Here is a 5,681-nt window from a genome sequence, read left to right as displayed (position 1 = left end):
CCCCCCCCCCCCCCCCCCCCCCCCCCCCCCCCCCCCCCCCCCCCCCCCCCCCCCCCCCCCCCCCACACCCCCCCCCGGTTCTCTTCGTCGGCAGCGTCAGATGTGTATAAGAGACAGGCCGCCCACCGCGCGCGCGGCCGTGGCGCCGGTGCCGGCACCGGCCCGGCCCGCTGCCGCCCCGGGCGTGCAGTTGGGCGCGTGGAAGGCGCTCTATCCGCTGCCCGAGGACGCGGCCCTGCCCACCTGGCTGGTGCTGAGCGAGAGCCCCGGCGGCGAGCTGCTGGCCGGCGATGCCGGCCGGCTGCTGGACAACATGCTGCGCGCGGCGCAGTTGCACCGGCGGGCGCGTGTCTTCGGCGCGGCCGTGGCGCGCGATGCGGGCGCGCTGCCCGAGGGCGCCGCACTGGCCGAGGGCCTGCAGCAGGCCGTCGCGGCGCACCGGCCGGCGCTGGTGCTGGCCATGGGCCGGCTGGCCGCGCAGTCGCTGCTGCAGTCCAGCGAGCCGCTGGGCCGCCTGCGCGGGCAGGTGCATGACTGGCGGGGCGTGCCGGTGCTGGTCAGCTACGACGCGGCCTACCTGCTGCGCGCGCAGGCCGACAAGGCGCGCGCCTGGGCCGATCTGTGCCAGGGGCTGGCGCTCGCGGCGGCCAGGGCCGCTTCGTAGAATCGCCGCCCATGACTTTCATCGACAAGCTGCGCGCCGCCGAGCGCCGGCACGGCTCGCTGCTGTGCATCGGGCTGGACCCCGAACCCACCCGCTTCCCCGGCGCCTGGCGGGGCGACGCTTCCAAGATATACGACTTCTGCGCCGCCATCGCCGAGGCCACGGCCGACCTGGCGATCGCCTTCAAGCCGCAGATCGCCTACTTCGCCGCGCACCGCGCGGAAGATCAGTTGGAGCGCCTGATCGCCACGCTGCACAGGCTGGCGCCCGAGGTGCCGGTGATCCTCGACGCCAAGCGCGGCGACATCGGCTCCACCGCCGAGCAGTACGCCAAAGAGGCCTTCGAGCGCTACGACGCGGACGCGGTCACGCTCTCGCCCTTCATGGGCTTCGATTCGGTCGAGCCCTACCTGCGCTACCCGGGCAAGGGCGCCTTCCTGCTGTGCCGCACCTCCAACCCGGGCGGCGACGACCTGCAGGCCCAGCGCCTGGCCGGCCTGCCCGGCGAGCCGCTGCTGTACGAGCACGTGGCGCGTCTGGTGCAGGGGCCGTGGAACCGCAACGGGCAGCTCGGCCTGGTGGTGGGCGCCACCTACCCGGCCGAGATCGAGCGCGTGCGCGCCCTGGCGCCGAGCGTGCCGCTGCTGATCCCCGGCATCGGCGCGCAGGGCGGCGATGCCGCCGCCACGGTGCGCGCCGGCTGGCGCAGCGACGCGCCGATCGCGGTCAGCTCCTCGCGCGCCATCCTCTACGCCTCGTCCGGCACGGACTTCGCCGAGGCCGCGCGGCGCGAGGCGCGGCGCACGCGCGACGTGCTGCACGCCGCACGCGGATGAAGATTTCAAAAGAAAAGTGCCTGAAGCCCAGGTTCTACCTGGGATTGCAGCTATCAAAATAATAGCTAAGGCGGCGATGTGGCCTTGGCGTAGCGCCTGTCCGTGAGCGTGCCGAGGAAGGCCACCACGGCGTCGATGTCGTCATCCGTCATCGCCGGGGTGCTGCCGGCGCGGCGGTTGAGCGGGGTGGAGGCGATGTTGACGTTGCCGCGCAGCGCCGGGGGCAGGTCGTCGAACACCGGGTGGCGTCCGTACCAGTCGGCCGGGTGGGTCGAGCGCGTGGCGTAGAAGCGCACCGCGTCGCGCAGCGAGTCGAACACGCCGTTGTGCATGAAGCGGCTGCGCACCGCCACGTTGCGCAGGCTGGGCGTGCGGAAGTAGCCGCACCAGGCGTCGCTGTCGGGCCAGCGGCGCTGCTCGGCGGTGCGGCACAGCCCGAGGTCGTAGGCGCCGGCCCGGGCGTTGGCCGGCAGCCTGCGGTTGCGCGGCACGCCCAGCGCCTCGTAGCCGAAGTCGGTGAACAGCGAGCGCGCGGGGTTGCTGGAGGTCACGCTCACGCTGTGGCACGAGGCGCAATTGCCTTTGTCCGGGTCGCGGAACACCGCCAGCCCGCGCAGCTCCAGCGCAGTGAGCGCGGGCCGGCCGCGCAGCAGATCGTCGAAGCGCGAATCGAAGGGCGACAGCTCCTCGCTCTGCAGATAGGCCTGCAGGCTGCTGCCGAAGGCCTGCAGCGCGCGCTGCGGCTCGCGCAGCACGCCGGCGCCGAACTGCGCCTCGAACGCCGCCTCGTAGCCGCTGGCGCGCAGGCGCCGGGCCGCGGCCCGCGGCGTGCCCAGGTTCATCTCGTGGCGCGCCAGCAGGGGCTCGCGCACCTGGGCCGCGAGCGTGTCGGCGCGGCCGTCGAGCATCAGGCCGCCGAAGGGTGCGGGCACCTGCGCATCGTCGTCCTGGTAGAAGTACAGCGGCGGGATGAAGCGCGCATAGCTCAGCGAAGGCGGGTTGCGCGTGCCCAGCCGCGCGCGCAGGCTGCCGCGGGCCACGCCGTCGCGCCCGCCGTTGAAGCTGGCGAAGGCCTTGGCCGGGTCGTGGCAACTGGCGCAACTGGTGCCCTGCGGCTGCGACAGCCGCGTGTCCATGAACAAGCGGCGGCCGAGCGCCACGCGCGCCGGGTCCGGCGCGGCCAGCGGGCGCGCCGCGGGCACGATGGCCGCGTACTGCGGCGTGTCACCGACCCGTCCCACCAGCGCCGGCTGCGCCCGCAGCGCGCCCACGCAGCCCGCCAGCAGCGCCAGGGCCGCCGCGCCGCGCCTCATGGCGCGAGGAAGCCGGTCTTGTCGCAACGGATCTTCGAGCCCGCGGGCACGCAGGTGGTCAGCAGCCTGCCGTCCCGGGCATAGGCCTTGTAGAGCCACTGCGAGCCGCTGCGCTCCATCATCATGAAGCCGAAGGTGTTGGTGTGCGTGATGCGGTCCAGCACCACGCCCGGGGCCGGCGCGGTGCCGGCCGGGAACGGGTCGGGCAGGTTCACGTCCACGTTGTCGCCGCCGTTGCCGGTGACGAAGGTGGCCGGGTGTGCGCTGCTGAAGCTCAGCGCCTGGAAGTCGTGCACGTGGCCGTGCAGCGCGATCTTCACGCCCTCGGGGTAGTAGGCCGTGGGATAGAGCGTCTTCATCACCGCCTGCAGGCCGGCGTTGCCCGGTGCCGGCGCGCCGCCGGCGATCGGCGCGAAGGCCAGGATCGGGTGGTGGTTGGCGAACAGCGTGGTCTTGCCGGCGTCCGCCGCGATCGCCGCCACCTTGCGGAACTGCGCCTGGTAGATCGGGAAACGGTAGTCGGTCGCCGCAAAGGGGGCGGTGCCGGCCTTGGCCGAGTCGAACAGCACCACCTGGGTGTCGCTGCCCAAGGCCACGGCGTACGGGTCGCTGAAGTTGGCGCTGTTGTCGTTGGCAGGGCTGTCGCAGCTCATCGACGGGTCGAAGGCGCGCACGTCGAGGAAGCGCGCCCAGCCCTGGCCGGCGCGCGCGCATTCCTCATGGTTGCCGCGCGACACGATCCACGGCGCGGCCGCCAGCAGCGGCGCGCCGGGCTTGAACAGGTCGGCCTCCCAGGTGTCCCAGCCATAGCCCCAGGGGCTGTCCTTGCAGCCGGCGATGTCGCTCGGGCAGGCGTTCTCGCGGTAGTGGTAGTCGCCGATGTGCAGCACCAGATCGGGCTTCATGGCCGCGGCCGTGGCCGCGATGGCGGCGAAGGGCCAGGCGTTGCCGTCGTTGCAGGCCTGCCAGGCGTTGTCGGCCTTCTTCATGCGGCAGCCGGTATCGGCCAGCACGGCGATGCGCTGCGGCTGCGCCTTGGGCAGCGGCAGGCTGCGCCCGGCCACGAAGACCTCGCTCGTGCCCGCCCTGGGCAGGCTCTCGCAGGTGGTGACCGGAAAGGCCGAGGGCTTGGAGTCGGCCGGGTCGCTCGCCGTCGTGCGCTGCGGCACCGTGGCCGCGGCGGCGCGCAGCGTCATGCTGCCGACGATGCCGTCGATCGCGATCTTCGGGCACGCGCTGGCCGCGGTGATGGCGCGCACGATGGTCTGCCCGTTGGCGCCCACCTCGACCCAGGCCGCCTTGACCTGCGGGTCGGCGGTGCTGGCCACCACCGAATCACTGCCGCCGCAGGAGGCGAGGACGGCCGCGGCGGCGCCGGCGGCCAGTGCCAGCGCGAGGGGCGCGCGTGGCGCGCAAAGGAGAGCTTGCATGGGGCGAACCTGTTGTAGGGAGTTGTTCGCCCATGCTGCGGTCCTTCCATGACAGGCCGGTTACTCCAGGCTGATATTGCCCCGCCGCACCAGCTCGCCATAGAGCTGCGACTTGATCTCGGCCTGGCGGCGGATCTCGTCGGGCGACCAGGCAAGCGGCTCGAAGGCGAAGGTGTCGAAGCGCGCGCGGATCTCCGGCTCGGCGATGGCCTTGGCGACGTCGGCGTTGATCCTGGCCGCCACGGCCGGTGGCAGGCCCTTGGGCGCCACCAGCGAGACGAAGGAGTAGACCTCCAGCCCCTGCGGGCCGCCGGCCTCGGCCACGGTGGGCACGTTGGGCATCTGCGGTATGCGCTGCGGCGCGGCGATGGCGATGTAGCGCAGCTTGCCGGCCTTGTAGATGCCCCAGGAGGCTGTCGGGCTTGCGCATGACCCTGCGCCGCCGCCTGGGGCTGCCAGGCAAGGCGCGGGGGAGGCCGTGTGGCGAGCCACTCAACGAGCCCGCAACGCGGCCTGGCAGCCCCAGGCGGCGGCCCGAAGGGTTGAGCGACAGAGCACGCAGGCGGCGTTGCCCATGCTCGCTGCACCCCGGTGCAGCTTGTGCTGGGCGCCTTGCCCGCGCACTCTGTCGCTCAACGCAGGGTCATGCGCAAGCCCGACAGCCTCCTAGCTCGACGGAATGCTGGCAAAGGCCCAGGGCAGCTCGCCTGAACCTACGTTGGCGTAGAGCTGGCTCACCTCGCGGAAGGGCACGTGTTGCATGTGCGTGCCGGTCATGGCTTCGAGCTGCTGCGCGCCCAGGTGGCCCGGGCTGCCGACGCCCCAGGAGCCGTAGCTCAGTTGGCCGGGCCTGGCCTTGGCCGCGGCGACCAGGTCGGCCACGTTGCGCCAGGGCGAGTCGGTCGGCACCGCGATCAGGAAGGGCGTGCGGAACAGCGACGCGACCGGGTCGAAGTGCTGCAGCGTGACGAAGTTGCGCGACTTGTAGAGGTGCGGCAGCGCGGCGATGTGCTCGCTGTCGAGCTGCAGCAGCGTATAGCCGTCCGGCGCGGCGCGGCGCACCGTGTCGATGGCGATGAAGCCGCCGCCGCCGGGCTTGTTGTCGATCAGCACGCGCTGGCCCCATTGCCTGGACAGGCGCTCGGTGACCAGGCGCAGCACCGCGTCTGGCCCGCTGCCCGCCGCAAAGGGCGTGACGATGGTGACCGGGCGTGCCGGGTAGTCGAGGGTCTGGGCGGGCAGGGGCAGGGCGGCGGCCGCGCAGAGCGCAGCCGCCGTGCCCAGCAAGGCGCGACGGGTCTTCATGGTGTGTTGTCTCCTTACATGTCTCAGATCATTCAAACTTCAGTCGTCAAGGTGGTGAGGCCGGCCTTGACCGCTGAACGGGTTGACTCACCGCCGCGCAGCCTGTGTCTCCTGCGAGCCCGAGCTCGGATGA

4 protein-coding genes and 2 pseudogenes are annotated in these 5,681 nt (G+C 72.7%); 2 read left to right on the top strand and 4 right to left on the bottom strand.

Annotation, left to right across the window (positions count from 1 at the left end; all coding sequences use genetic code 11):
- Positions 1 to 664 (top strand): uracil-DNA glycosylase family protein (locus JHD63_RS21540; protein WP_233168527.1); only part of this gene is annotated, 664 nt, incomplete at its 5' end.
- A gap of 11 nt (positions 665 to 675) precedes the next feature.
- Positions 676 to 1,500 carry an orotidine-5'-phosphate decarboxylase gene (gene pyrF / locus JHD63_RS21535; RefSeq protein ID WP_198972845.1) on the top strand — a complete coding sequence of 275 codons (825 nt, stop codon included), beginning with the start codon at positions 676 to 678 and terminating at the stop codon, positions 1,498 to 1,500.
- Between the two features lie 65 nt (positions 1,501 to 1,565).
- Here pyrF and JHD63_RS21530 read toward each other — a convergent pair whose 3' ends face one another.
- From JHD63_RS21530 to JHD63_RS21515, 4 genes and pseudogenes are all read right to left on the bottom strand, one after another.
- Entirely contained in the window at positions 1,566 to 2,813 is a 1,248-nt protein-coding gene (locus JHD63_RS21530) for a cytochrome-c peroxidase (protein ID WP_198972844.1), read from the bottom strand.
- Positions 2,810 to 4,243, bottom strand: a complete 1,434-nt coding sequence (locus JHD63_RS21525; protein WP_198972843.1) for a metallophosphoesterase — start codon at positions 4,241 to 4,243, stop codon at positions 2,810 to 2,812. Before JHD63_RS21525 ends, JHD63_RS21530 begins: the two co-directional genes overlap by 4 nt.
- Positions 4,244 to 4,303: 60 nt before the next feature.
- Positions 4,304 to 4,669 (bottom strand): annotated as a pseudogene (locus tag JHD63_RS21520) (Bug family tripartite tricarboxylate transporter substrate binding protein); the annotation flags it as partial.
- 243 nt (positions 4,670 to 4,912) lie between these two features.
- Positions 4,913 to 5,548 (bottom strand): annotated as a pseudogene (locus JHD63_RS21515) (tripartite tricarboxylate transporter substrate binding protein); the annotation flags it as partial.
- Positions 5,549 to 5,681 lie beyond the last annotated feature (133 nt).

It is taken from the genome of Xylophilus sp. ASV27, from assembly GCF_016428875.1.
GTDB lineage: Bacteria > Pseudomonadota > Gammaproteobacteria > Burkholderiales > Burkholderiaceae_C > Xylophilus.
This window is presented reverse-complemented; position numbering and strand designations above follow the sequence as displayed.

What these genes read in the sequence shown, in the direction of transcription:
- pyrF (WP_198972845.1), top strand. Translation starts at nt 676, where the DNA reads ATGACTTTCATCGACAAGCTGCGCGCCGCCGAGCGCCGGCACGGCTCG.
- JHD63_RS21530 (WP_198972844.1), bottom strand. Translation starts at nt 2,813, where the DNA reads ATGAGGCGCGGCGCGGCGGCCCTGGCGCTGCTGGCGGGCTGCGTGGGC.
- JHD63_RS21525 (WP_198972843.1), bottom strand. Translation starts at nt 4,243, where the DNA reads ATGCAAGCTCTCCTTTGCGCGCCACGCGCGCCCCTCGCGCTGGCACTG.